The 25,013-nt window shown below is 71.2% G+C and carries 22 protein-coding genes and 4 pseudogenes; 12 read left to right on the top strand and 14 right to left on the bottom strand.

The genetic code is table 11. From position 1 onward, the window contains the following. Window positions 1-630: 630 nt before the first annotated feature. From ACEPPI_RS29670 to ACEPPI_RS29680, 3 genes and pseudogenes are all read right to left on the bottom strand, one after another. Window positions 631-930, bottom strand: coding sequence for a hypothetical protein (locus ACEPPI_RS29670; RefSeq protein ID WP_373918378.1), 300 nt, complete (start codon window positions 928-930; stop codon window positions 631-633). 67 nt (window positions 931-997) lie between these two features. Next, entirely contained in the window at window positions 998-1,213 is a 216-nt protein-coding gene (locus tag ACEPPI_RS29675) for an SDR family NAD(P)-dependent oxidoreductase (protein WP_373918376.1), read from the bottom strand. Then, a pseudogene (locus ACEPPI_RS29680) lies at window positions 1,156-1,455 on the bottom strand (SDR family NAD(P)-dependent oxidoreductase); the annotation flags it as partial. The pseudogene ACEPPI_RS29680 and the gene ACEPPI_RS29675, both read right to left, overlap by 58 nt. 37 nt (window positions 1,456-1,492) lie before the next feature. Between ACEPPI_RS29680 and ACEPPI_RS29685 the strand changes: the two are divergent. Genes ACEPPI_RS29685 through ACEPPI_RS29695 form a run of 3 tightly spaced genes read left to right on the top strand, consistent with a single transcriptional unit; the run spans window position 1,493 to window position 2,408 of the window. Continuing rightward, the gene (locus tag ACEPPI_RS29685; RefSeq protein WP_373918351.1) at window positions 1,493-1,690 is read left to right on the top strand and encodes a type II toxin-antitoxin system prevent-host-death family antitoxin; all 198 of its coding nucleotides are present in this window, start codon (window positions 1,493-1,495) and stop codon (window positions 1,688-1,690) included. A gap of 29 nt (window positions 1,691-1,719) precedes the next feature. After that, complete coding sequence (locus tag ACEPPI_RS29690) at window positions 1,720-2,088, top strand: DUF6247 family protein (protein WP_373918352.1); 369 nt, start codon at window positions 1,720-1,722, stop codon at window positions 2,086-2,088. Then, window positions 2,085-2,408 (top strand): hypothetical protein, encoded by a 324-nt coding sequence (locus ACEPPI_RS29695; RefSeq protein WP_373918353.1) that lies wholly within the window; start codon window positions 2,085-2,087, stop codon window positions 2,406-2,408. The genes ACEPPI_RS29690 and ACEPPI_RS29695 overlap by 4 nt, the downstream gene beginning before the upstream one ends. 103 nt (window positions 2,409-2,511) lie before the next feature. Here ACEPPI_RS29695 and ACEPPI_RS29700 read toward each other — a convergent pair whose 3' ends face one another. The 3 genes and pseudogenes from ACEPPI_RS29700 to ACEPPI_RS29710 all read right to left on the bottom strand — a co-directional run bounded on the left by ACEPPI_RS29700 (window position 2,512) and on the right by ACEPPI_RS29710 (window position 5,192). Next, on the bottom strand, window positions 2,512-2,736 hold the full coding sequence (locus ACEPPI_RS29700) for a hypothetical protein (RefSeq protein WP_373918354.1): 225 nt from the start codon (window positions 2,734-2,736) through the stop codon (window positions 2,512-2,514). 53 nt (window positions 2,737-2,789) lie between these two features. Then, window positions 2,790-3,458 carry a transposase gene (locus ACEPPI_RS29705; protein ID WP_373918355.1) on the bottom strand — a complete coding sequence of 223 codons (669 nt, stop codon included), beginning with the start codon at window positions 3,456-3,458 and terminating at the stop codon, window positions 2,790-2,792. 295 nt (window positions 3,459-3,753) lie between these two features. Then, window positions 3,754-5,192, bottom strand: a pseudogene (locus ACEPPI_RS29710) (DUF6177 family protein). 3 nt (window positions 5,193-5,195) lie between these two features. Here ACEPPI_RS29710 and ACEPPI_RS29715 point away from each other — a divergent pair. Together ACEPPI_RS29715 and ACEPPI_RS29720 are read left to right on the top strand one after the other, a co-directional pair. Further along, window positions 5,196-5,390 carry a hypothetical protein gene (locus ACEPPI_RS29715; protein WP_373918356.1) on the top strand — a complete coding sequence of 65 codons (195 nt, stop codon included), beginning with the start codon at window positions 5,196-5,198 and terminating at the stop codon, window positions 5,388-5,390. A 105-nt stretch (window positions 5,391-5,495) separates the two neighbouring features. Further along, window positions 5,496-6,050, top strand: a pseudogene (locus tag ACEPPI_RS29720) (transposase); the annotation flags it as partial. Between the two features lie 314 nt (window positions 6,051-6,364). Here the strand turns inward: ACEPPI_RS29720 and ACEPPI_RS29725 are convergent. The 4 genes from ACEPPI_RS29725 to ACEPPI_RS29740 form a co-directional block, all read right to left on the bottom strand. Further along, entirely contained in the window at window positions 6,365-7,399 is a 1,035-nt protein-coding gene (locus ACEPPI_RS29725; RefSeq protein ID WP_373918357.1) for an ABC transporter permease, read from the bottom strand. Then, the gene (locus ACEPPI_RS29730; protein ID WP_373918358.1) at window positions 7,396-8,973 is read right to left on the bottom strand and encodes a sugar ABC transporter ATP-binding protein; all 1,578 of its coding nucleotides are present in this window, start codon (window positions 8,971-8,973) and stop codon (window positions 7,396-7,398) included. Before ACEPPI_RS29730 ends, ACEPPI_RS29725 begins: the two co-directional genes overlap by 4 nt. Before the next feature lie 78 nt (window positions 8,974-9,051). Further along, complete coding sequence (locus ACEPPI_RS29735; RefSeq protein ID WP_373918359.1) at window positions 9,052-10,092, bottom strand: substrate-binding domain-containing protein; 1,041 nt, start codon at window positions 10,090-10,092, stop codon at window positions 9,052-9,054. Window positions 10,093-10,480: 388 nt separating this feature from the next. After that, complete coding sequence (locus tag ACEPPI_RS29740; RefSeq protein ID WP_373918360.1) at window positions 10,481-10,654, bottom strand: hypothetical protein; 174 nt, start codon at window positions 10,652-10,654, stop codon at window positions 10,481-10,483. Window positions 10,655-11,043: 389 nt separating this feature from the next. Between ACEPPI_RS29740 and ACEPPI_RS29745 the strand changes: the two genes are divergently transcribed. The 3 genes from ACEPPI_RS29745 to ACEPPI_RS29755 all read left to right on the top strand — a co-directional run bounded on the left by ACEPPI_RS29745 (window position 11,044) and on the right by ACEPPI_RS29755 (window position 16,385). After that, window positions 11,044-13,119, top strand: coding sequence for an alpha-galactosidase (locus ACEPPI_RS29745; protein ID WP_373918361.1), 2,076 nt, complete (start codon window positions 11,044-11,046; stop codon window positions 13,117-13,119). Between the two features lie 117 nt (window positions 13,120-13,236). Next, window positions 13,237-15,366: an NPCBM/NEW2 domain-containing protein gene (locus ACEPPI_RS29750; protein ID WP_373918362.1), complete on the top strand. Its 2,130-nt coding sequence runs from the start codon at window positions 13,237-13,239 to the stop codon at window positions 15,364-15,366. 191 nt (window positions 15,367-15,557) lie between these two features. Next, entirely contained in the window at window positions 15,558-16,385 is an 828-nt protein-coding gene (locus ACEPPI_RS29755) for a DeoR/GlpR family DNA-binding transcription regulator (protein ID WP_373918363.1), read from the top strand. A 403-nt stretch (window positions 16,386-16,788) separates the two neighbouring features. On the opposite strand, the pseudogene ACEPPI_RS29760 reads toward ACEPPI_RS29755, so the two are convergent. Next, a pseudogene (locus tag ACEPPI_RS29760) lies at window positions 16,789-16,998 on the bottom strand (hypothetical protein); the annotation flags it as partial. A 326-nt stretch (window positions 16,999-17,324) separates the two neighbouring features. Here ACEPPI_RS29760 and ACEPPI_RS29765 point away from each other — a divergent pair. Beyond that, entirely contained in the window at window positions 17,325-18,827 is a 1,503-nt protein-coding gene (locus tag ACEPPI_RS29765; protein WP_373918364.1) for a fatty acyl-CoA synthetase, read from the top strand. Between the two features lie 863 nt (window positions 18,828-19,690). Beyond that, a complete protein-coding gene (locus ACEPPI_RS29770) occupies window positions 19,691-19,987 on the top strand; it encodes a hypothetical protein (protein ID WP_373918377.1) in 297 nt (98 codons plus the stop codon). Here the strand turns inward: ACEPPI_RS29770 and ACEPPI_RS29775 are convergent. The 3 genes from ACEPPI_RS29775 to paaK form a co-directional block, all read right to left on the bottom strand. Then, on the bottom strand, window positions 19,896-21,203 hold the full coding sequence (locus tag ACEPPI_RS29775) for an alpha/beta fold hydrolase (RefSeq protein WP_373918365.1): 1,308 nt from the start codon (window positions 21,201-21,203) through the stop codon (window positions 19,896-19,898). The genes ACEPPI_RS29770 and ACEPPI_RS29775 overlap by 92 nt on opposite strands. Window positions 21,204-21,455: 252 nt before the next feature. After that, the gene (locus tag ACEPPI_RS29780; protein WP_373918366.1) at window positions 21,456-22,316 is read right to left on the bottom strand and encodes a YhjD/YihY/BrkB family envelope integrity protein; all 861 of its coding nucleotides are present in this window, start codon (window positions 22,314-22,316) and stop codon (window positions 21,456-21,458) included. Window positions 22,317-22,429: 113 nt separating this feature from the next. Then, window positions 22,430-23,737, bottom strand: a complete 1,308-nt coding sequence (paaK, locus tag ACEPPI_RS29785) for a phenylacetate--CoA ligase PaaK (protein ID WP_373918367.1) — start codon at window positions 23,735-23,737, stop codon at window positions 22,430-22,432. Between the two features lie 107 nt (window positions 23,738-23,844). Between paaK and ACEPPI_RS29790 the strand changes: the two genes are divergently transcribed. Both ACEPPI_RS29790 and ACEPPI_RS29795 read left to right on the top strand, forming a co-directional pair. Further along, window positions 23,845-24,705: an alpha/beta fold hydrolase gene (locus tag ACEPPI_RS29790; protein WP_373918368.1), complete on the top strand. Its 861-nt coding sequence runs from the start codon at window positions 23,845-23,847 to the stop codon at window positions 24,703-24,705. Window positions 24,706-24,781: 76 nt separating this feature from the next. Continuing rightward, window positions 24,782-24,997, top strand: a complete 216-nt coding sequence (locus ACEPPI_RS29795) for a hypothetical protein (RefSeq protein ID WP_373918369.1) — start codon at window positions 24,782-24,784, stop codon at window positions 24,995-24,997. The last annotated feature ends 16 nt before the right edge of the window (window positions 24,998-25,013 follow it).

Below are 25,013 nucleotides of genomic sequence, written 5' to 3' on the forward strand. Positions count from 1 at the left end.
CGCACGGCCGCATGCCCTCGACTACCAACTCTCGAACAGGCACGTCATCACTCATGACAGCCACACTGCCACCCGACCACCTTGACCAAAGACATAGGGGCACCCCCCCCCGCAGTTCCCGCATGCGAGCCCCGCCCGATAGTGCAAAGCACGCAATTTCATATGTTCAGCACTATTCGACATGAAGCGGATCGTACGACCCTCTTGTCCGGCCGACCGCATCCCGGACCCGCCCGGTTCGAAGTGCCCGACGCGGTGCGACGTTTACAGTGACCGATAGCTGAACAGGAGTGCCCGGCCGCAGGCAGGCCGTCCCGTGAACCCGTGCTGGCGTGGTAGGGGCTACGGTGTTGGCATGGATGATGCCCGCACGCATGCGGGCATCATGCATGCGGTCAGCCGGTGCCGGGCAGCGATTCATGGTCTTGGAGTTCCCGGGCTCAGACGACATGGCTCGCCGCCTGCCGCGTCTGGCTGCTCTCTACCTGAAGTAACTCGCGGCGGATCCGCTCCCATCAGGAAGTGCTGTGAGTGATCGCTGTTCGAATACCGCAGGGCCCGAACCCGGAGCACGGCCCCGGCGCGGCACAGCTGCTGTGCGGGCGAGGCCGTCAACGGCGCGTCCGCCTGCTAGGCAGCCGTGTACTTCGGGAAGTCCGCGGGGTAGGCCTCCGAGAAGTCCGCGGACCGACCGACGGTGCTCCACTTCCCCTCCTGCCCCAGGAGCCGCCGGTTCTGTGCCATGGAGCCCTCCGATGCCATCACACCGAGTGCGAGGTTGGTCGGGGCGTCGCGGCGCTTCGCCATCCGGACGAGGATCTTTGCGGCGCGCACCGGGTCGCCCGCCGGTCCCTCGGTGTTCTGTCGGATGTGCCGGTCGATGGCGCTGACGGTGGGCTCGTAGCTCTCGGGCACGGCGTGCACGGCCATGGAGGAGCCGGCCCAGTCGGTGCGGAACCCGCTTGGTTCGACGAGCCGGATGCCGAACGTGCGGTCTTCACGCGCAGCACCTGGCTGAAGCCGTCGATCGCGAACTTCGCCGCCTGACGATGCCCGGTGAGCCGCCGACCCGGCCGCCCATGGAGTAGAACTGGATGACCAGCCCGCCGCCCTGCTCGCGCAGCAGGGGGATGGCCGCCTTGGTGACGTTGTAGACGCCCCAGAAGTTCGTCTCGAACTGGGCGCGGAAGTCCTCGTCGTCGGTGGTCTCGATCGGGAGGCGTTAGCGTATCCGGCGTTATTAACCAGCACGCCGATGCGCCCGAAGCGCTTCCTGGCCTCCTCCAGCGCCGCCTTCGCGGCTGCGGGGTCGGTCACGTCGAGCGCGATCGGGGCGATGCGGTCGCCGAATTCGGCGACCAGGTCGTCGAGCTGTTCGGGCCTGCGGGCGGTCGCTGCCACGGTGTTGCCGGCCTGCAGGGAGGCTCGGAGCGAGGTCTCACAGGCTGCCCTCAACTATCGCAACTATGATACTTGGGGGTAGTGTGCGGGTATGGAGCCGAAGACGTATACGACGATCGACCTCCGCAAGCAGATGGGTGAGATCCTCGACCGCACGCGGATCGCGGGTGAGCCCGCCGCGATCACCCGCAAGGGCAAGACCCTGGCCTACCTGGTGCCTGCCGAGTGGTTCGATCAGTACATGGCACAGCAGGTGTCGGCCCCCGGCGCCGACCAGGACGCGGCCTGAAACCGACGCAGACCAGGAGTCCCTTCGTCATGACAGCGCAGCCCATCCACTTCGACGGCCCCGGCGGGGACCAACCCCGCCGGGTGCCGCCGATGCCCGAGCGCACCCCGCAGGCCCTGCGTCTTGCGATCCAGGAGCACGCCCCGCATCTGCTGCCGGACTTCGAGGCGCACTGGCGCCGCGCGATCGGGGACGCCTTCAACCTCACTCCGGTACCTGCCTTCATGCGCCTGTGGTGGACCCAGTACGCCATCGCCCGCGACCCCGGCCTGGAAGCACACCTGCGCGACCTTGAAGCCCGCGCCGCCAAGTCGGAAGACGCCGAGGAATCCGCTCGGCTCCTGGCCGAGTACAGCCGGCTGCGCCGCCAGGCGGCCGCCGTGGAGCCCGGCCGGTGATCGATGAGTTCCCACGCCCGCCCTGGAAGATGGACTGGACGGCCGAGGCACTCCAGGAATTCGAGAGCCTGCCCGAGGACGGCAAGCGGCTGGTGCTCTCGGCCCGCGCCGAGCTGATCACGGCCGAAGACCCCTACTACCGGGGCATCGACGCCGATGCGTCCCTGCCGCACTGGATCACCGTCCGCCCCCTGGCCTCGACCAGCCCGGGTGGCCCGCACATCGCCGACCTCGCAGGAGGCCGCGGCTGGCTCATCTTCACCTTCATTCGCCGCCACGCCGACCCCCAGATCACCGTCACCGACGCCTTCTGGGCCTGACGTCGAGCCTCGCCTGCTGGCTGCCTCGCACTGTCGATGCAGAGGTGGGCGAGCGCCCGGCGTGGGCCGGGGTCTCTCTCGGCAGGTCAGCGACGTGCAATAGTCACGCCTTGATCATGGTCGCACTCAGACGGCATGGTTCGCCGCCTGCCGCCATGGGCCTCCTCCCCAACGCGACCATCGCCGCCTCGCCAGCAGGGGGCAAGCCCTCTACGGCTTCTTCGTAGGTGCCATGCAGTTCGCCATTAACGCCGTAGCCGCAGCCGCCAACCGCATCGCCGGAATCCTCTCCGGCATCGGCCTCCGTCAACGCCCAGATCAACGCCACCGCCGCCCGAGGAGCCGCCGGGCGCGGTGACTTGCGGCCCAAGCGGGCCAGGATCAGGGGTGTCGACCTGCCGTGACCACCACCGACCAGCCGGCCCGCGCGGTGGCGGCAGCCCGGGGCCCGCCTTCCTTCTCGGCGGTGCGCCAGCGCAGGTGTCCCGCGGCGTCACGGTGGTAGTTCTGCAGCATGATCTGGCGCAGGGCCTGGATGCGAGGGCCGGACGTGCGGTCTGCTCCGTGCCGGTAGAGGTGCTCCAAGAGCCGGACGGCGTCGTTTCCGGTGGCGAGGATCCGGGTCTTGGGCTTGGTGGGGTTCTTGCCCAGGCGGACTGGTCGGCCGTAGCGGCGCCCCCAGTCCTCATCGACCAGCTCGTCCAGCGGCTGAGGGGAGGTGTCGGCGACTTCTTCCAAGGCGGCGCGGACCGCCTCGGTGATCAGCTCCAGGTGGGTCAGGTCACGCACCTCGGCCAGGACGTAGGTGGAATCGGCGCGCTGGGTGGCGCGCTCGTGCACCAGGCCTGCCTCCTTGAGGCGGGCCGGCGCGAGGTCGAGGAGGCGGTCAGCACGGTCGCCTTCGGCGAGACGGTCGCGGAAATCAGCCGGCACGCTGTGGTGGAACCCGAGGTCATCCAGTTCCATGGCCATCGCGTACTTGAAGTCGATGCGGCAGCGGACCGCCTCGGCGGGCTGCCGGTCCGACAGGCCGAGCAGGAACTGCAGCACACAGACGGTAGCCAGTTGACCAGGCGAGAGACCCGGACGCCCGTCACGCGGGGGTAGCAGTAAGTCCTCGTCGCGCCACAGCCCGTCCAGCCGGTCCCTCACCCACATCGCTGTGGTGCCACCTGGGCTGCTCGCCCGCGCGATCTGTGCGGTCAGAGAGGGGACTTGCTCACCGGAACGGGGGCGGAGGGACAACGGGCACCTCGACGACTGCGTCGGTCACTGGAACAGGCCGAGCATGCCCGTTGATCATGCTGCCGCACTGGGGGACTCCAAGATCCCCGACAGAGCCAAGCTAGCCCGCTGTCGCCCCGCGCAGATGACGTACGAGCTGCTCCAGGGCGGTCCAGCTCTCGCCCGTCTCGCCGTCGCCGAGGCGGTAGTAGAAGCCGGGCCGGGCGTTCGGGCCCAGCTGCACCGGGCGTTCTTCCAGCGGTGTCCGGCTTGCGGTGTCGTGCCCCGCCTCCTGGACCTCCGCCGGGCCCAGGACGAAGGCGTACGGCAGCGGCGGGTGCTCGAAGCGGGGCGGGGCGCTCAGGTCCCGGCGCGCCTCGCGCATCTGGCACATCATGGTCCTCAGCCCGTGCCGGGTCACCAGCTCGCCGGCCAGCTCCGGCAGCGCCTCCAGGGCCGCCTCCAGGACCGCCTTCTCATCGAGGCCGTAGCCCAGGGTGAGGGTGACGTCCTCCTCCACACCCTCCGGGGTGCGGATCACGCGCAGGGTGGCGACGGCGGGCCGGTCAGGGGTGCCGACGACCACCGTCCAGGTGGGCCGGGGCGCGCGCTCGTACGCCAGGTCGGTCAGCTTCCGCCGTGACCAGGGCAGACCGGCCGGCTCCGACGTGCCCCAGCCGGTCGGCGGACCGCCGGTCAGCGCCCGCCAGGCGGCTTCCAGCGCTCCGCCGAGGACGAGGTCCGCCTCGGGACGGTGCAGGGTGCGAAAGGAAAGGATGAGCTGCCGTTCACCGGTGGGCCGCACCTCCGTGAAGGCATCCGCCACCGGGGTCTCCCCGCGCTCGTCCCGGTCCGGGGCGAAGACGCCGTCCTGCCAGCGCAGTACCGCGCCGGTCTGCCCGTCGTAGTAGCCGCACCGCTCGTCCTGCACCACCCAGCGCGAGGGCGTGGACTGCAGCAGCATGGCGGTGGACAGGGAGAGGCGGCAGTGCGGCGGGGTGACGATCTGCAGGGACCGTTCGCTCTCCAGGGTGGCCCGCAGCGCATCGGAGAGCCAGCTTGTCATGGGGATGACCGGCCGGTCCTGGAGGATGACGGCTGCCTGCTCGGTGAGCATGTCCACGGCCGGCCGGGCGGCGGCTGGGGCCGGTACGGCCGTAACGTCCGAGAGATCGACCGGGCGGGCCGCACCAGCGGTGCGGGGGCGTCCGGCGGCCAGACCCGGCCGCCCAGAAGCGTGGTCAGACGGGCCGCGAAGGCACCCGCGAGCTGCTCGGCCTTCGGTACGCCCACGGCGGCGCGGGCCTCGACCCACCACACCGGGCCGTCACCGGACGGCTCGGCGCCGGGCCCCAGCAGCCGGGCCGCCTCGCCCGGCACCTGGAGCAGCAGCGGGACCTCGATCGAGACGAGCGGCCGGCCCTCGGCGTCGCACAGCTGGACCACGGCACCCTCGCCGGTGGTCCCGACCCGCAGGTCCGGGCCGCCCGCCAGCAGGCCCGCCAGGACGCTCAGTGCGTCCGGCATGCGCTCGGTGAGCGCGATCACGTCCTTGGTCATGCGGTGTTCCTTGACACCGCCACCGTCACCGGTACCACACCCGACGGGACCAAGGTCACCGCGACCAGCAACACCCTCACACTGGTGGCCTGCGCACCGTGCGAGGACAAGGACCACGGCGGCTGCAAGGGCAACCACCCCGGCGGCAAGTACCCCGCCAAGTACCCGATCGGCAAGAAGCCCGCCAAGCGCGACTAGAAGACTGATGAAGATGTCGGGTTCTGGCCGCGCCGCGTCAGTGGCGGGGCCAGACTCGTTGCCGTGGTGCAAGGGGAGTGGGTCGGGGAGACGGTCGGGCCGGATGTGTGGGAGACCACCTGCCGGGAGTTGATCCCGGTCGGGAGCGTGTTCGCGTTCCTGGCCGAGCACCATGGCCGCTTGTTCCCGGCGGCGATGTTCGCGAACATGAATCCGTCGGCGAACGGGCGGCCCTCCATGCCCCCGCAGATCCTGGCCGAGGCGATCACGGTGCAGGCACTGCACGGCCTTTCGGACTTCGAGACGGTTCAGGAACTGCGGTGTGACCTGCGGCGGAAGGCCGCGTGCGGGCTGAGTCTGCACGACATGGCGTTCGACCCGTCGCTGCTGGCCTACTTCCGCCGCCGGCTGGCCCGCTCTACCCGGCCGAACCGGGTCTTCGAGGCCGTGCGCGAGGGCATCAGGGCCACCAGGGTGTTGAAGAGCAAGCACCGGCGGGCGCTGGACCCCACCGTGCTGGACGACGCGGTCGCCACCCAGGACACCGTCACCCAGATCATCGCCGCGATCCGCGCAGTGATCCGGGAAGTCCCCAAAGCCAGCGAAGTGGCAGCCGTGCAGTGTTCCGCCCACGACTACACCGACCCGGGCAAACCGGCCACGCCAGTCGTCCCAGCACAGGCCGCCGAGCTCAACGGCGCTCGCGCCGCCGACACTCCGCTGCCTCCCGCGCCGAGCGGCGCAACGGCTTGACGAAAACCATAGAGGCAGCCTCTCGCCACTCCGGCGACGTGCTGGTGGGCCCGGCAGACGGTGGAGTCGACGTTCACGTCCCAGGCGATCAGTCACGCAAGCCGGGCCGGTGGATGCACACGAGTGACTCCCGGGTGGGCCGACAGATCGCGTTGAGGACCCACGGTCAGTCAGGCGGCGGGGCGGACCCCGCCGGGAGACGCTCATGAACATCATCACTGTCAGGCGGGGAGGCCGATGGCTCGTTCGCCGTTGCGGCGTTGCTGGATGACGACGGCGACGACGAGCAGGGCTCCCTGGGCGACGTTCTGCCAGAAGGAGTTGATGCCCTGGACGGTGAGGCCGTTCTCGAGGCAGCCGAGCAGGGCGACGGCGAGCAGGGTGCCGCCGACTCCGCCCTTGCCGCCCTTGAGGGCGCAGCCGCCGAGTGCGGCGGCGGTGATGGCCTTGAGTTCGAGGCCTTCGCTGCCGGAGGTGGGTTGGCCGGAGCCGGTGCGGGCGGTGAGGAGGATGCCGGCGATGGCGGCGACCGTCCCGATCAGGGCGTAGACGGCGACGAGGTACTTGTTGATGTTGATGCCGGCCAGGCGGGCGGCGGTGTCGTTGCCGCCGATGGCGTAGATGTTGCGGCCGATGTCGGTGTACTTGAGCAGGACGTGGACGGCGACGGCGACGGCGATCAGGATCCAGACCATCACCGGGAGTCCGGCGATCTTGCCGCGGCCGAGGAAGACGAAGACGGCGTTGTTGAGGACGTAGCCCTGGGCGCGGCCGTCGGAGATGAGTTGGGCGAGGCCCTTGTAGGCGGCGAGGCCGGCGAGGGTGGCGATGGTGGGGTTGACCCGTCCGTAGACGATGATCGCGCCGTTGAGGATGCCGATCAGGATGCCGACGCCGATGGCGGCGGCCATGCCGATGTAGGGGTTGGAGCCGGCGCTGGTGAAGACCATGGCGCTGACGACGGAGGCGACGCCGGCCTGGGAGCCGACGGAGATGTCGAGGCCGCCGCAGATGATGACGACGGTCTGCACGATGGCGAGCAGGCCGGTGATGGTGGCGGCCTCGGCGATCACCTGCATGTTGGTGAGGCTGAGGTAGTTGTGGTTGAGGGCCCCGAAGACGGCCAGCACCGCGACGAGGGCGCCGATCAGGCTGAGGTTCTGCCCGCCGATGGCGCTGACGAGGGACGGCCGCTTGCCGGACAGGTCGCGGCCTTTGCTGGCCGAGAGGGTCGGCGGGGTGGTGGCGGTGGTCATGAGGTTGCTCCTGAGACGGTTGTGCTGATGTCGTCGGCCATGGCCAGGTTGAGGACGGCTTCCTCGGTGGCGTCCGCGCGGCCGAGTTCGCCGGTGATGCGGCCGTTCTGCATGACGACGATCCGGTCGGACAGGCCGAGGATCTCGGGCAGTTCGGAGGAGATCACCAGCACGGCGACGCCCTCCTCGGCGAGGCCGGCGATGATCTGGTAGATCTCGGCCTTGGCGCCGACGTCGATGCCGCGGGTGGGCTCGTCGAGGATCAGGACCTTCGGCTTGCGTGCCAGCCAGCGGGCGAGCACCACCTTCTGCTGGTTGCCGCCGGAGAGCTTGCGGACCTCGTGCTCGATGGACGGCGTGCGCACCCGCAGCCGGTCGGTGTACTCCTGGGCGAGCTCGCGTTCCGCGCCGCGCTTGACGAACCGGAACCGCCGCAGCCGTTCCAGGACGGCGATCGAGGTGTTGTCGCGGATCGTGCGGTGCAGGAACAGGGCCTGGGCCTTGCGCTCCTCCGGGGCCAGGCCGAGCCCCGCCCGGATCACCGCGCCGGGGTCGCTGGACGGCAGCGGGCGGCCGTCCAGGGTGACGTTGCCGCTGTGGATGGGCAGGTCGCCGGCGAGCGCGAGGGCCAGCTCGGAGCGCCCGGCGCCGATCAGGCCGGCCAGGCCGACGACTTCACCGGCGTGGACGCGCAGGTCGATACCGCGTACCTGGTCGGTGGTCAGGTCGCGGACGTCCAGGACGACCCGGTCGGTGGCGACGGGCCGGCGGACGAACATCGCGGTCAGGTCGCGACCGACCATCAGGCGTACCAGGTCGTCTTCGGTGGTGGTCCGGGCGTCCTGGACGCCGACCAGGGCACCGTCACGCAGGACGGCGATGCGGTCGGCGAGTTGGAAGATCTCCTGCATCCGGTGGGAGACGTAGATGACGGCGATGCCCTGGTCACGCAGGCGATTGATGAGCGCGAACAGCGCGTCGACCTCGTGCTCGGAGAGCGAGGAGGTCGGCTCGTCGAACGCGATCACCCTTGCCGTACCGGTCAGCGCCCGCATGATCTCGACCAACTGGCGCTGGGCGGGTGTCAGCTGGGAGCCGAGCAGATCCGGGTCGAGGACTCCGGCGAAGCCGAGGCGATCGAGGTCGGCGGTGATGCGACGACGCAGTTCGGCACGGTCCAGGCGCCGGCCGGCGGCCCGGGGGAGGGAACCGGCGTAGACGTTCTCGGCGACCGAGACGTGCGGAATGATCTCGGGTTCCTGCGGGATGATCCGGATGCCCGCGGCCCGGGCCTCCGCCGGGGAACGCGGGTCGACCGGTTGCCCGTCGAGCAGGACGCGGCCCTCGGTGGGCCGATGGTCCCCGGTGAGGATCTTCAGCAGAGTGGACTTGCCGGCCCCGTTCTCGCCCATGAGGGCGGTGACCCTGCCGCTGGGGAAGTCGAGGGTCACGTCGCTCAGGGCCTGGACCTCCCCGAATCGCTTGGTGATGCCCTCGACCCGCGCCCCGGTGCCGGAAGGCCGAGGCGGCTCGGGCGGGCGGCGGTCCGGGGTCGAGCGGCGTGCTCTGCTCACTGCTGGGTCACCTCATGCATGGAACGAAGGAGTGGAGGCGGCCGCCCGCCCCACCGGGCGGCCGCCGTGGAGAAGTGGTCAGTTGCAGCTGACGCCGGCGCTCTTCCAGGTGGAGGCGTCGACCATGGTGGTGGGGGCGAACGCCTCGGCCGGCATGTCCTTGCCGTTCTTGAGCCGGTCGTACATGGTCTGGACGGCCAGGGCGCCGACGTCCTTGCCGTTGATGAACAGGGCGGCCTTCATGCCGGAGGGCTTGCCGCCGCTCCAGTCCTTGCAGGCGAGGTAGGCGCCGAGGCCGACGCCGTCGATGTCGGCGGGGCTGACGCCGGCGTTCTGCAGGGCGGTGACGCCGCCCTGGACGTTCTCGTCGTTGCAGCCCCAGACGACCCAGTGTTTGACGCCGGCGTTGGCGGTGACGGTGGCGGCGACCTTGTCCTGTGCGCCGGTGGGGGTGTTGTCGGTGGCGACGTCGATGTTCTGCACGCCGGTGACGGCCGTGTTGAAAGCGTCCTTGGCGGCCTTGACCCGGTCGCCGCAGACGGTGACGTCCTGCTTCCAGGCGGAGATGATGCGGGTGTCGGCGGGGTTCCAGCCGGCCTTCTTGAACTCCTCGGCGGCGCGCTTGCCGACCTCGCCGCCCATCTGCGCGCCGGAGAAGCCGATCCGCGGAACGAGGTCGGACTTGGCGCACTTCGCCGGGTCCGGGCCGGTGGCGCAGACCTGGTCGTCCGAGGTGAGCAGGGCGATCTTGGCGTCCTTGGCGGTCTGCACGACCTGCGGGCCGACGGCCGGGTCCGGGACGACGATGATCACGCCGTTGGTCTTCTGCGCGATGGCGGACTGCACCTCGCCGACGGTCTTGTTGGCGTCGTTGCCGAGGTTCACCACCTTGAGGTCGATGCCGAGTTCGGCGGCCTTGGCCTTGGCGCCGGCCGCCTCGCCGATGAAGTACTCCTGGTCGCCCTGCTTCTGCAGGTAGGTGATCGAGATCTTCCCGCTCGCCGGTGCGACGGAGGCGGCGCCGGAGGCGGACTCCTGGCCGGTGGAGCAAGCCGTGGTGGTCAGGCCCAGGGTGAGCAGCAGGCCTGCGGCGGCACGCCGGTTGATGGTACTGAACATGAGGGGGACGCTCCTTTGCGCCGACACCGCAGCGCGGCCTCGACGCGAGTGGGGGTGCAAAGAAAGGGCAGAGCTCGATCGGGCGACTACTGGGCTGTCAGCCCCGGCGAGAGCACCGGGCGATCTCGGCGGACGCAGCCGGGAAGGAACACCTGACTCCACCGTGCAAACTCCTGAGGGCCCGTCAAACCCTCAGAATCCAACATGCTCAAACGCGACGTGACATATCACAGTGCTATTGCACTGCCAGGTCAAGGGTGTTGACGGGCCGATACCCGCTTGTGATGTTTCCGTGGGGGGCGGCGGGGGGATTTTGCGCGCGTTGCTCATGAGTTGCTCGTTTCAGACCCCTGTGCCCGTTCTGCGCCGTCGCCGAATTGTCGGAGCGTCAGACGCTCAACCACAGGCGAGCGCGGAGCTCCTCCAGTTGCCGGGGTCGATCACGGCGGTGGGGGGCGAAGGCTTCAGCGGGCATCGTCCGGCCGGCCTTGACGTTGTCATACATGGCCTGGACGGCGAGCACACCGGCATCCCCGCCGTTGATGAACAGGGCCGCCCTCATGCCGGCAGGCTTTCCAGCCGCCCTGTCCCTGCAGGCGGGACAGTCGCCGAGCCCGATCGCGATGATGTCGTCTCCACGCACCGAGGTGGCGCGCAGCGCATTGACTCCCCTTTGGGCGTTCTCGCCATTGCACCCCCACGGGGCCCAGTGCTTGACGGACCGTTCGCCTCCGATCGCGGCTGATGCGACCGCGTGACGGCCTGTCAAGGCATGTGGCTCGCGGACAAGCTCGTGAAGACGCCGTGTGCGAGGCCTTGAGTACTGCCGCCACGGCTGGCTACCATGCGTTGCTTTCTGTTTGAAAATTCCTCCAGCCGTCGCCTCTGGGGATGGATTCAACAGAATCAAACGCGACGCCCCGCGCCCCACTCGCTCACCTGGAGCTCCCCATGCGTCCACCCACGTCCCGTGCCCTGCTGCACACCCTCGCGGCGCTGTCACTCGCGGCGTCCGGCCTCACCGCCGTCGTCGCCACCTCCACCCCCGCGGCCGCCCTCGACAACGGACTCGCCCTCACCCCCCCGATGGGGTGGAACTCCTGGAACACCCTGGGCACCGGCGTGACCCAGCAACAGGTCGTCCAGACGATCGACTTCATGTCGTCCAAGGGCCTGGTCGCGGCCGGCTACGACACCGTCACCATCGACGACGGGTGGTCGCTCTCCCACCGCGACGGCCAGACCACCGACCTGGTCAAGACCTCCTACGGTGCGATGCAGCTGTACGACGCCAACCGCAACCCGGTGAGCGGCACCGACGGCACCGGATTCGACATGACGACAGGTCATCTCATTCCGGACCCGGACCACTTCCCGGCACACACCGTCAACGGGCAGACCCTCAACGGCATCCAATACCTGTCCTGGTACGCCCACAGCAAGGGCATGAAGTTCGGCCTCTACGCCACCGACACGTACACCACCTGCCAGGGCCACCCCGGCAGCCTCGGTCACGAGTCCACCGACGCCGCCGACTTCGTCGCCTGGGGCGTCGACTTCGTCAAGTACGACGACTGCCCCTACGGTCCGCAGATCACCGGTCCGGACGGCTACAACTACTACACCCAGGGCGAGGGCAGGGAGCTGACCCGCTCCGTCTACGCCCGCACCCAGGACTTCCGGCGGGCCCTGGACGCCGCCTCCGCCGCCCAGGGGCGGCCGCGCGTGGCGCTCAGCGTCTCGGCTCAGCCCGTGCACACCGGTGTGCCCCATCTGCTGGCGTCCGACGACCCGGCCCGGACCGACCCGGTGATCGCCGCGGCCGGCACGCCCGCCCGGCAGGCCCAGGGATACGCGCCGACCGGCGTGTGGTGCGGCCAGGTAGCGAACCTGTGCCGGATCGGCGGCGACCGCGGCCCCGACCTGGAAGGCGTGCTCTACAACGGCCAGCTGCAGACCGCGCTGCAGTACCCGGGCAACGTCAGGCCCGGCAGCTGGAATGACATGGACATGATGTTCGCTGGCTGGCTGAACCCCTACGGCGTCTACGGCACCACCGACACCTGCACCTGCCACAAGCCGATGTCCGACACCGAGTCGCGCAGCGAGATGTCGGTCCTGGCCATGATGGCCTCCCCGCTCATCTCCGGCGCGGACCTGCGCAGCGCGGCCGACTCCCAGCACACCTACAACGGCCTCACCTGGTCCACCGGCATCAGCGACAGCGCGCTGGCGGTCTACAAGAACGCCGACGTCATCGCCGTCGACCAGGACACCCTCGCCAAGCCCGCCACCCTGGTCGGCAACCCGCCGAACAGCAGCACCGCCCCGCTCGTCCTCAAGCGGCAGCTGGCGAACGGTGACACCGCCGTCCTGCTGATCAACCAGGACCCGAACAACTCCCAGACCGTCTCCACCAGCCTGAGCGCCCTCGGCCTGACCGGCCCCGGCTACTCGTCCAAGGACCTGTGGACGGGCGCCACAGGCAACGTCACCGGGACGATCAGCGCCTCGGTCCCCGCGCACGGCGTCGCCATGTACCGACTCAAGCCGCTGCCCACCACCATCCCCGCCGCAGTGATCGGCGACGGCCGCTACCACACCATCGCGGCCGGCGGCACCGGCGGCCTGGCCCTGGAGGTCCAGGGCACCTGCGCCGCGCGGGTCGGCGGCAACGCGGACATCAACACCTGGTGGAGCGACCACACCTCCGAGCAGTGGACCTTCACCCCCAACCCGGACGGGACCGTCCGGATCAGCGACAACTGCAACAACAGCAGCCAGCAGCACACCGTGCTCGCGGCCGGCGTCTCGGCCGGCGGCAGCGCCTACCTGCTCAACTACTCGCCCGGCAACCCCTGGCAGGAGTGGCGGGTGATGCAGAACACCAGCACCGGAGCGCTGACGATCACCAATGTCGCCACCGGCCTGGTCCTGGACTCCCCGCAGGCCACCGCCGGCTCGACCGTCCTCACCAACCAGCCCAACGGGGCCGCCCCCGGCCAGAGCTGGACGCTGCTGTCCTGACGGCACCCACCCCATGAGCCCGGGTCGCGCCGGCCGGGGCCGCCCGCCGCGGCCGGCGCAACCCGTACCAGCACCACCTGTCCCGTTCCGTATCCCTGAACCACAGGAGGAAGAGCCTTGCGCTCATCACGCAGCAAGCCACCGCGCCGTCGGTTCGCCTCGGCGATAACGGCGCTCAGTCTGTTAACCGGCGGTGGCGCCCTCGCCGTCGGCTTCCAACTCGCCACCGCACCTGCCGCGTCGGCGCTGGACAACGCCATCAACCTGACCCCGCAAATGGGGTTCAACAACTGGAACACCACCTGGTGCGGTTCCGAGTTCAACGAGGACCTGGTCAAGGGCATCGCCGACCTGTTCGTCAGCAAGGGCCTGAAGGCGGCCGGCTACCAGTACGTCAACCTGGACGACTGCTGGGCACTGCCCGACCGCGATGCCTCCGGCAACCTGGTCCCCGACCCGGTGCGCTTCCCGCACGGCATCAAGGCCGTCGCCGACTACGTCCACTCCAAGGGTCTGAAGTTCGGCATCTACTCCAGCGCCGGCACCAAGACCTGCGATGTCAAGGGCTTCCCCGGCGGCCTCGGCCACGAGCAGCAGGACGCCAACCTGTGGGCCTCCTGGGGCGTCGACTACCTCAAGTACGACAACTGCAACAACCAGGGCGTCGACGCGCAGACCCGGTACAAGACGATGGGCGACGCCCTCAAGAAGACCGGTCGGCCGATCCTCTACAGCATCTGCGAGTGGGGCAGCACCGGCCCGTGGAACTGGGCCCCGCCGGTCGGCAACTCCTGGCGCACCACCGGCGACATCAGCGACACCTGGCAGAGCATGATCTCCATCGCGCACGCAAACCAGGGCCTGTCCGCCTACGCCAAAGCCGGGGCCTTCAACGACCCGGACATGCTGGAGGTCGGCAACGGCGGCATGACCGGCACCGAGTACCGCACCCATTTCAGCCTGTGGGCCGAGATGTCCGCCCCGCTGCTGATCGGCGCCGACCTGCGCACCGCCAAGCAGGAGACCTTCGACATCCTCACCAATGCCGACGTCATCGCCGTCGACCAGGACCCGCTCGGCAAGCAGGGCTCCGTCGTCTCCAGCGGCAACGGCCTGGTCGTGATGAGCAAGCCGCTGGCCGACGGCGGCCGCGCGGTCACCCTCACCAATGAGGGTTCCTACGACGCCACCATCACCACCACGGTGCAGACCATCGGCATCGCGGGCGCACCCTCGTACACGGTCAAGGACCTGTGGTCGAAGAAGACCACCACCAGTGCCGGCACGATCAGCGCCACCGTCCCCGGACACGGCACCGCGATGTTCCGGGTCACCCCGAGCACGCCCGTACCGCCGCCCACCGGCATGAGCTACCTCAGCGACCTGCCCTTCGGCTCCGTCACCGGCGGCTGGGGCCCCGTCGAGCGCGACCACAGCAACGGCGATTGGGCAGCCGGTGACGGCCGAACCATCAGCCTGCGCGGCACGACCTACGGCAAGGGGCTGGGCACCAACGCGGCCGGCGACATCAGCTTCAACCTCGGCGGCACTTGCAAGAACCTGGTGACCACCGTCGGCGTCGACGACGAGGCCTACGGCAACGGCTCGGTGACCTTCCAGATATACAAGGACGGAACCCTGGCCGCCGACAGCGGGAAGCTCACCGGCAAGGACCCCGCCAAGAAGCTCACCGCCGACCTCACCGGTGCCACCGCCCTGCGCCTGGTGGTCACCGACGCCGGCGACGGTACCAGCTGGGACCACGCCGACTGGGCCGATGCCAAGATCGCCTGCGGCAACGGCCCCACCGTCGGCAGCCACCAGCTCTCCGACCTCACCTGGTCCTCCGCCAGCAACGGCTGGGGCCCGGTCGAGAAGGACATGAGCAACGGCGACAACCAGGCCGGTGACGGTTCCACCATCACCATCAAGGGCGCCACCTACGCCAAGGGTCTCGGCGTCAACGCGTCCAGCGAGATCGTCTACTACCTCGGCGGCGCATGCACCACGCTGACCACCGACGTCGGCGTCGACGCCGAGGCCATGGGCCGCGGCACCGTCGCCTTCCAGATCTACAAGGACGGCACCAAGGCCGCCGACAGCGGCGTGCTCAACGCCACTTCCGGCGCCAAGCACCTCACCGCCGACCTCACCGGTGCCAACGAGCTGCACCTCGTCGTCACCGACGGCGGCGACGGCAGCAATAGCGACCACGCCGACTGGGCCGCTCCCGTCCTCACCTGCTGACGGGCAGCCGAAAGCCCCGCAGGCGTGGTGCCGGAGGACTCCTGGCCGGCACCACGCCTGCGGGCACCACCTGGCCAGGCCCCCACCATTCCATTCACAGACCCTCATGCGTCTATCCTCGGGTCGTCTACTTCTGATGCCTTCAGTTTGTTTGCGCGGTTGGTGATCAGCTTCGAGCAGGGTGAGCTCGTGTGAGGGGGATCTGGACTGTGGTGGATGCCGGGTTGCTGGCGCACCAGCGGCAGGAGCGCATCGCTGAGTTGGTCCGCCGCAGCGGGGCGGTTCGGGTGGCGGAGCTGGTGAGTCAGCTGAGGGTCTCGGACATGACCGTGCGCCGGGATCTGGACGCGTTGGAGCGGTCGGGGGTGCTCAAGAAGGTTCACGGCGGTGCCGTGCTGGCTTCCGGTGCCGCCATGGACGAGCCGGGCTTCGAGGTCAAGTCGGGTCTGGAGTCGGCGGCGAAGGCGGCGATGGCGGATGCGGCGGCCGCACTGGTCGAGCCGGGCAGCGTGGTCGCGATCTCGGCGGGGACGACGGCGTTCGCGGTGGCGTCCAGACTGCTTGAGGTGGAGCAGCTGACGGTGGTGACCAACTCCCTGCCGGTCGCCGACCTGCTGCGCGCGGCGGAGGAGCAGTATGGTGCCGCTGCGCCGTCGCTGCTGCTGACGGGCGGTGCCCCGACCAGGTCGGCCGCCCTGGTCGGCCCATTGGCCGATCAGTCGATCCGGTTGCTGCATGTGGATCTGCTCGTCCTGGGTGCGCATGGGGTGTCCGAGAAGGCCGGGCTGACGACACCCAATCTCGCGGAGTCGCAGACCAACCGTGCTTTGATCGGCTCGGCCCGGCGGGTCGTGGTTGTCGCGGATCACACGAAGTGGGGTGTGGTCGGCCTCAGCGGGTTCGCGTCGCTGGGCGAGGTAGATGTGTTCGTCACCGACGACGGCCTCGGTGCGCAGGCTCGGAACGTGCTCTCCGATGCCGTCCGCGAGTTGCTGGTCGCGGAGGTGTCCGTGGCCTGACGATGCCGTTGGCCACCGTGGCGACGTGGGCGTGGCCGGCCGTGGCGTGATCCCAGGCCAACTCCTGTGCCTGCTCCCACGCCTTGTGCGTTTACTTCGCAGCCTCGTAATGCATCTTCGATGCAACGGGTCAGTGCCGCTGCGTACTGACTATCTGTCACACCCATTGAACGCCGGCACTCCGCTGGAGATACGGGTCAGCAGGCTCCGCCACTGGGCGGAATATCCAAGAGGGAAGACACGGCACAGGCCAAGTGCGACCCGGACCATCGGCGCGTCTGATGGGTCAAGCAGCTCACACTCTTCGAGGACCAGCAAGTGCCAGGTCCTGCCCGTACCCGCCCTGACCTGCTGCTATTTACACGTCAAAGCCGCGCGATATCTATGCCTTGATCATGGTCTTGGAGTTCTCGGCGTACGGGGCGTCGCGCAGGGTCGGCGCCCTGCCGGGGCCGAACACCCCGGGCTGGACCGCGTCCGGGTCCGAGCCGAGGGCGCAGTCGCCGCGCGAGCCGTCCAGCACCGCCAGCCCCGCCGCGGGGTAGGTGGCCCGGCCGAGCGGGGTGGAGCAGCGGGCGGCCAGCTCGTCGGTGATGTAGCGGATGACGGCGGACAGACCGCCGCCCGAGGGGGCGACCCCGGGATCGGGGCCGGCCGTGGCTCCGGCCTGCGGTATCGCGGCCGTCGCGGCGAGGAGAGTCGCACCGGTGACGGCGATCCGGCGCAGGAGCGCTCCGGTGCGGCGGCGGGGGCGTTCGGTCGAGCGCAACGTGCCTCCCAAGTGGCCCGTGCAAGGGCGGGGTTGCCCGTGGGACAGGCGGTGCGTGCATGCCCCCACACTCACGCAGTTCATCCGACGCCCTGTCAACATCCCGTTTGGTAGCTGCGGTTGGCGCGCCGATCTTGACCCCGGGCGGGCCGCGGGGCGAGGATCGCGCCATGACGGCAGTGCGGGACAACACGGTCGACGGACTCGTACGGGACAGCGCGCGGCGGGTCCCCGACCGGGTGGCGGTCCGCTACCGCGACCGTGCCTGGACCTACGGGGAACTCGACGCGGCCGTCTCCACCGGCGCCGCAGTCCTGCGCGGGCGCCACGGGCTGGCCGCGGGCGACCGGGTCGCGACCTTCGCCCACAACAGCGACGCCTATCTCATCGCCTTCCTCGCCTGCGCCCGCGCCGGCCTCACCCACGTGCCGGTCAACCAGAACCTCACCGGCGAGGACCTCGCGCACATCCTCGGCGACTGCGGCAGCGCCCTGGTCCTGGCCGACCCGGACCTGGCGGAGCGGGTGCCCGGCGCACACACCGTCCGCCCGCTGCGCGACGCCCCCGGCTCCTTCCTGGCCGAGCTCGCCGAACCGCTCCCGTACGAAGGGGAGCCCGGTGACCCGTCGGCCGTGGTGCAGCTGCTGTACACCTCCGGGACCACCGCGCTGCCCAAGGGCGCGGTGATGACCCACCGGGCGCTGGCGCACGAGTACGAGAGCGCGATCGACGCCCTGGACCTCACGGAGGCGGACCGCCCCGCCCACGCCCTGCCGCTGTACCACTCGGCGCAGATGCACGTGTTCCTGCTGCCCTACCTGGCGGTCGGCGCGCGGAACACGGTCCTCGACGCACCGGCCCCCGACGCGCTCCTCGACCTGGTGGAGGCGGGCGGCGCCGACAGCCTGTTCGCGCCGCCGACGGTGTGGATCGCCCTCGCCGGCCACCCGAGGTTCGCGTCCGCGGAGCTGGGCGCGCTGCGCAAGGCCTACTACGGCGCCTCGGTCATGCCGGTGCCCGTCCTGGAACGGCTGCGGGAGCGGCTCCCCGGGCTCGGGTTCTACAACTGTTTCGGACAGAGCGAGATCGGCCCGCTGGCCACCGTGCTGGGGCCGGACGAGCACGAGGGCCGGATGGACTCCTGCGGCCGGCCGGTGCGCCACGTGGAGGCGAAGGTCGTCGACGAGGACGGCGCCCCGGTACCGGACGGCACGGCGGGGGAGGTGGTGTACCGCTCGCCCCAGCTGTGCCTGGGCTACTGGAACGACGCGCGGGCCACGGAGACGGCCTTCCGGGACGGCTGGTTCCGATCGGGTGACCTCGCGGTGCGCGACGCCGAGGGCTACTTCACCGTCGTCGACCGGGTGAAGGACGTCATCAACTCGGGCGGGGTGCTCGTCGCCTCCCGGCAGGTCGAGGACGTGCTGTACACCCACCCCGGGGTGGCCGAGGCGGCCGTGGTCGGACTGCCCGACCAGCGGTGGATCGAGGCGGTCACGGCGGTCGTGGTCCCGAGCGGGGAGGTCACGGAGGCGGAGCTGGTGGCGTACGCCCGCGAGCGGCTCGCCCACTTCAAGGCCCCGAAGCGGGTGGTCTTCGTGGACGCCCTGCCGCGCAACGCCAGCGGGAAGATCCTCAAGCGGGAACTCCGCGACCGCTTCGCGGAGCGCTGACGCGCCTGCGGCGGCGGCCTCCGACGGCGACCGGGCGGACCGCGCGGGGACGGGTGCGCGGCCCCGGCGCGGGAACCGGGGCCGCGCCGCGGCCCGGCGGGCCGATACCCGCCGGGCCGTCCGGGAACCGCTGTCCGGGCGGTGGCGGGACCAGCGCGCACCGTCCGGACCACCACCGGGACGGGGTAGGGTTCCGGCTCTTGTTCCCCCGACGCGGACGAGGTCGTGCCGCCGGTCCGCGGCGGCGCCCGCTCCCCGGAAAGGCCCCCCGGGCCGTCGCCGCGACAGGCCGGCACCACCCCAGGGACCCCACCCGCCAACGGAGCCCGAACGAGCCGCTCATGGTGCTCCGTCAGCCGATCGCGACGCTCGGCGGCGGCCCGGAACGGCCGGGATCCCGCTCCTGACCCGAAATGCGGAGCCATAAGCTCGGCAGGGGGCCGCGAGCGTACGGACAAGGGGCGCATGCATGGAGTTCCGCGTGCTCGGAACGGTGGCCGTGGTGGCGGAAAGCGGCCTTCCGCTCCCGCTCGGCCCCGCCGAACGCCGGAGCCTGCTCGCCGTACTGCCGCTGCGCCCCAACGCCTCCGTAGGCGTGGAGCGGCTGACCGAGGCCCTGTGGGACGAGGACCCGCCCCGGCACGCCCGCACCGTGCTCCAGGGCCACGTGTCCCGGCCGCGCGCGCTGCTCGCCGTGCACGGAGCACCCGCGCACGGGGTCGAACCCCTCACGCAGGGGCAGGCATACGCCCTCCGCCTTCCCGGGCCACTGCCGGACGCCCACCGCTTCGAGGAACTGCTCGACCGTCCGGACCCCCGCGGAGCGGGAACCGGCCGAGGCCGCCGCCCTGCTCCGGGAGGCACTGGCACTGTGGCAGGGGCCCGCCCTCGCCGGCACCGTCACCCTCGCCCACCAACACCTGGCGCACCACCCCCTGTCGGTCGGCGCCGCGGAGGAGGCCGTCGAGCACGCCGCCCGGGGGCCTGGCCCTCGCCCAGGCCTACGAGGAGGGGGAGGCCGCCGCCCGCGCCGCCCTGGCGGCCCTGGCCCAGACCCGGCCCGCCCGGTCAGACGGTGTCGTCGTGGACGAGTGCCAGGAGGCGGTCCAGGACGCGGGGGCCGCCGGTGCGGACGCCGTCGTGTTCGAACTCGTCGGTGACCCACGTGCGCAGGCCGCGCACGGTCCGGGCGGTCTCCAGCGAGTGGGCCGTGTCGACGTACATGTCGTCGTGGTAGACGGCGGCGGCGACCGGTACCTCGTTGGCGGCCAGCCGGGCCGGGTCGTAGAGCGGGGTCCAGCCGGTGCGCGCGGCGAGCAGTTCGGCGGTCTCGCGGAGCGGTTCGAGCGCCGGGTCGGTGGTGAAGTGCCAGGGGTGGATGCTCTCGCCGGTGAAGAACAGGGGCCCGTCCCCGGCGAGCGCCGCGGCGGCGTCGAAGCGGGGGTGTGCGGCGCGGACCCGTTCGGCGGCCCAGCCGGTGGGGGCGGCCGGGTCCTGGGCGTAGATGGCCTCGTGGAGCAGGGCGTAGAGCGGGTGCCCGGCGAAGGAGAGCCGTTCGCGGACGGCCTCCAGGAAGGAGTCGGAGAGTGCGTGGCCGACCGGGGTGCGGACGAACGCGTCCTCCAGCAGGTAGTGCAACTGGTGGCTGCCGTCCCCGGTGCCGAGGAGGATGCCGAGGGACTGGAACGCCTCGGGTGTCAGGCGGTGCCCGCCGGGCAGGGTGGTGCGGTGCTCGGCGAGGTGGGCGGCGATGCGGCGGGCGCGCTCCACGTCCATCGGGTAGCGGGCGTAGTGGGCGAGGTTCTTGCGTTCGACGCGGGGGAGGGCGGCGGTGTACACCTCGTCGGCGGTGGCGGTCAGGGACGGCAGGCCGCCGGTGATCAGCGCGGTCCGCAGACCCTCGGGCGCGGTGGTGAGGTAGTGGGTGGTGCAGAATCCGCCGAAACTCTGACCGAGCACCGTCCAGGGGGCGCCGCCGGTGAGGGCGGGCCGGATGGCCTCGCAGTCGCGGACGATGGAGTCGGCGCGGAAGTACGAGAGGTAGTCGGCCTGTCGGCCGGGCGTTCCGCGCAGCGGCAGGGTCTGCCGGTTCGCGGGGGTGGAACGGCCGGTGCCGCGCTGGTCCAGGAGGAGCACCCGGTGGTCGCGCAGGGCCCGCTCCAGCCATGCCTGACGGCCGGTGAACCGGCGGGCGCCGAAGCCGGGGCCGCCCTCCAGGTAGAGCAGCCAGGGCAGGCCCTCGGGGTCCTTCCCGGTGGCGGCGGCCTCGCGGGCGTAGAGCCCGATCCGCTCGCCGCCGGGGTCTTCGTGGTCCAGGGGGACCGTGAAGTGGTGGTCTGTGAGGACGACGCCGGGCTGGCGGTAGCTGGTGGTCACACGGCTCCCCTGGGTCTGCGGCGGTGCGGCCCGGCCGGTACGCGGTCCGGACGGCCGGGGGTGCGCGACACCCTCGCGGCCGGGCCGAGTCTAGTGCTGTGACCGGAAAGGTTCACCGGGTCACGGCGCCCGGCACGGCACCTCGCGGCGTTGTCGGACCACGCGAGGCCGGTCGGCCCCCACTCCCGGACCCTCGCGCGGCGCAGGGGGTGCCGGGTCGGCCCGTCACGGCCGTCACAGCCGTCATGCCCGTCAGGCCGGTCCCGGATCGGGGGGCGTGGGAGGGGGCGGCTCGGCGGGGAGGGTGCCGTTCGCGCGGAGGCGGCGCAAGGTGAGGTGCTCGTGCGCCATACGGCCCACCAGGGCCCCGCCGTACACCACGAACCCCACACCGACCAGCCAGGACTGGACCACCAGCAGGGTGCCGAAGGGGCCGTAGGTGACGGCGTTCGAGGCGATCAGGGGGGAGAACACCAGCTGGGAGAAGACCCTGAGGCCGAGCAGCCCGAGACTGGTGGCCACGGCCCCCGGGAGCAGCGCGCGCCAGCGGACCCGGCCGCCCAGCAGGAGCCGCCCCGAGGTCCAGAAGAACAGGCAGGTGCCGGTCATGTCGCCGATGGTGCCCAGGGCGGTGCCCAGCCAGTTGTGGGACGGGGTCGGGATCCCGACGAGCAGCCCGAGGTAGCAGACCAGCAGGGCGAGCCAGACCACGTGCCGCCACATGGTGTGCCAGCGGGCGGTCGGCAGGTCCCACACCTTCTCGTAGCCGGTCTGCACGGCGGAGCCGAAGGTCAGGCCGAACACCGCGAGGGCCGCGAGGCCGAAGGCGGTGGTCCGTTCCAGGGCGAGGTCCGCCGCCCCGAACAGCAGCTCCACCCGGGCCCGCGAGGGCGCCGTCACCCCCAGGGCCTGGCCCAGCCAGCGGCCGAAGCCCGAGCCGCTGCCCGGCGCGGCCGCGGCGACGACCACCAGCAGCGGCACGAGGGTGAGGAATCCGAGGGCGGCGAACCCCATCGCCCGGTGCATCAGCTCGATCTCCCGGCCACGGCTCCAGGCCAGCCCTGCGGGCGAGCCCTGGAGCCGGTCGTGGAGCCGCCGGAGGAACGAGGTCACGCCCCATCCCCTACCCGTACGGGCCCGCCGATTCCCGGAGGCGGCGCCGAAGTGGGCCCGAACGGGGTGGTTTCGACCGCCCGGCGGCCGGGCTCGGCCCGTGGCGTCCGGACTCAGCCCGCCCGGCCGTCGCGGAGGTCCTTCACCCGCTTGATCTTGCCGACCGACCGCTCCAGACTCTCCGGCTCCACCACCTCGACCCCGACCGACACCCCCACGGACTCCTTGACGGCCCGCACCACCTCCGCCGCCGCGTCCCGCCGCCGGGCGGCACCGGTTTCCCGGCGGGCCTCCACCCGCACGGTCAGGGTGTCCATCCGCCCCTCCCGGGTCAGCCTCAACTGGAAGTGCGGGGCGAGCCCGGGGGTGCGCAGGAGTATCTCCTCGATCTGGGTGGGGTAGAGGTTCACCCCGCGCAGGATGATCATGTCGTCGCTGCGGCCCGTCACCTTCTCCATCCGGCGGAACGCGGGCCGCGCCGTCCCCGGCAGCAGCCGGGTCAGATCCCGGGTGCGGTAGCGCACGACCGGCATGGCCTCCTTGGTGAGGGAGGTGAACACCAGCTCCCCGAGCTCCCCGTCCGGCAGCACCGCCCCGGTCAGCGGATCGACCACCTCCGGGTAGAAGTGGTCCTCCCAGATGTGCAGGCCGTCCTTGTGCGAGGCGAACTCCTGCGCCACCCCCGGCCCCATCACCTCGGACAGCCCGTATATGTCCACGGCGTCCATGCCGAGCCGCTCCTCGATCTCGCGGCGCATCTCCTCGGTCCACGGCTCCGCGCCGAACACCCCGGTCCGCAGGGAGGTCGAGCGGGGGTCCAGGCCCTGACGTTCCATCTCGTCCAGCAGTGTGAGCATGTAGGACGGGGTCACCATGATCACCTCGGGCCGGAAGTCCTGGATCAGGCGGACCTGCCGGTCGGTCATGCCCCCGGAGGCGGGCACGACCGTACAGCCCAGCCGCTCCGCGCCGTAGTGGGCGCCCAGGCCCCCGGTGAACAGCCCGTACCCGTACGCCACGTGCACGATCTGGCCCGGCCGGGCGCCCGCCGCGCGCAGCGACCGGGCGACGACGTCGGCCCAGGTGGACAGGTCCCCCTCGGTGTAGCCGACCACCGTGGGCCGGCCGGTGGTACCGCTGGAGGCGTGGATGCGGCGCACCTCGGGGCGGGGCACGGCGAACATCCCGAAGGGGTACTGCTCGCGCAGGTCGGCCTTGGTGGTGAAGGGGAAGAGGGAGAGGTCGGCCAGCGAGCGGCAGTCGTCGGGATGCACCCCCGCCTTGTCGAAGGCCTGCCGGTGGAAGGGCACGCGGTCGTACACGCGGTGCAGGGTGGCCCGCAGCCGCTTGAGCTGGAGCGCCGCCAGTTCGTCGGGGCTCAGCCGCTCGCCTTCGTCGTGGAGATCCGCGTACGCCGTCATCGTCGTCACCTCATTCAGGACCAACCGAACGTTCATTCGGTAGCCTGCCGGACCCCGCCCCGTAAATCAATGACTCGAACGAGTGATCGTCTGGTGTGATGGCGCCCATGCCTGCCTTCACCACCTACGACGGAACCGAACTCGCCTACCACGTCCGCGGGGAGGGGGAGCCGCTGCTGTGCCTCCCCGGCGGCGCCATGCGGGCCTCGGAGTACCTGGGCGACCTCGGCGGCCTGACCGCGGGGCGCCGCCTGATCCTCCTCGACCTGCGCGGTACGGGCGACTCCGCGATACCGGCGGACGAGTCCACGTACCGCGTCGACCACCAGGTCGCCGACGTCGAGGCCCTCCGCCTCCACCTGGGCCTGGAACGCTTCGACCTCCTCGCCCACTCGGCCGCCGGCAACCTCGCCCAGCTGTACGCGGCCGCCCACCCCGCCAGGCCGCGCCGGATCGTGCTGGTCACGCCCACGTCGTGGGCGGTGGACCTCCCCGTCACCGACGAACAGCGGATGGCGGCGGCCCGGCTCCGGGCGGGCGGCGCCCCGTACGACACCGCCATCACGGCCTACGCGCGGATCCTCGCGGGCGAGGTCGGCGGCGACGGCGCCGACGCGGACTGGGACCTCGCCGCACCGCTGTTCTACGGCCGTTGGGACGACGCGGCCCGCGCGCACTGGGCCGCCAACGCCGACCAGCAGAACGAGCGGGCGGCCGACGCCTACGCCCACCCGGACGCCTTCGACCCGCCCGCCACCCGGGCCGCCCTGCGGCGGGTCGCGGGGGAGGTCCTCGTGCTCGCCGGCGGCCTGGACGGCCATCCGGCCCCGGCCCTGGCGGCCCGGCTCGCCGCACTGTTCCCGCACGGTGCCGTCGACGTCCAGCCGGGCGCCGGCCACTTCCCGTGGCTGGACGACCCCGCCCGGTTCGCGGAGCGCGTCGAGCGCTTCCTCGCCACCGGCGGCTGAGCGGCGACCGCCCCGCCGCAGGCGTACGGTCGAAGGAGGCGCCCCGGCCCGAGGAGCGCGAAGGGAGGCGGCGGCGATGTCCGTCATCGACCCGGCGGTATCGGTACGACTGAGCGCGTCGGACGCCCGACGCCTGTCCGCGCTGCTGGCCGAGGCGGCCCACCTGCTGGAGGACCCCGGCCCGCACCGCATGACCGACGCGCAGGCCGACGCCCTCGGCGGGAGCGCGAGCCGCACCGAACTGGCGGGCTGGGCCCGCACCCTCGCGGCGGAACTGAGGGCCCAGCGCTGAGGCGTGCCCGGTGCCG

It is taken from the genome of Streptomyces sp. AB3(2024), assembly GCF_041862025.1.
GTDB lineage: Bacteria > Actinomycetota > Actinomycetes > Streptomycetales > Streptomycetaceae > Streptomyces.